This is a genomic window from Micromonospora endophytica (genome assembly GCF_003236305.1).
GTDB classification, from domain to species: domain Bacteria; phylum Actinomycetota; class Actinomycetes; order Mycobacteriales; family Micromonosporaceae; genus Micromonospora; species Micromonospora endophytica.
In genome coordinates this window covers 1-426 of the sequence record NZ_POTX01000542.1, presented here as the reverse complement: position 1 = coordinate 426, position 426 = coordinate 1, and the positions used below count along the sequence as shown (strand labels likewise).

The window sequence follows — 426 nt, the reverse complement described above, 5'->3', positions numbered from 1 at the left end:
GTCTCACCCGCTTTCCAGTTGGCGGCGGGAAAGTTACGGTTTAGATCAATGCCATTCGCATTTGCCCTTAACCCCAGTTGACAGCCATCAGGATTAACGGCAAGTACGACATGATGACGGCGAAGGGACGGATTTAAGGTGCGTAACGCACAGGAGAGCGTCACCACGGATGAGGTTTCATCCCCGTGGGTGCCAGCCAGTATCAGACCGCTTTCGCGATTGGCGGCAGGCGCCGGAAACCAGATTAGCGGCGCGCCTAGTAGCGAACGTCCATAATGTTCAGTGCCTGGCGGAAATGCGCCGCGCTCGGCACGGGGGCGGGTGACAGTCATACGCGTTTCCCGAAGCTGAGACCAGTAGGGTAATCATCGTAGTGTTGTGTAAAACCCGCCGATTATCAAATGGTTTCTATTTACCCTCTTGTAT

General features: G+C 54.9%; 1 protein-coding gene. It reads right to left on the bottom strand.

The features are described from left to right. Positions 1-332, bottom strand: a 332-nt coding sequence (gene mpaA, locus C1I93_RS33460; RefSeq protein WP_111246731.1) for a murein tripeptide amidase MpaA, incomplete at its 3' end; no start/stop codon positions are given. Positions 333-426: the final 94 nt, after the last annotated feature.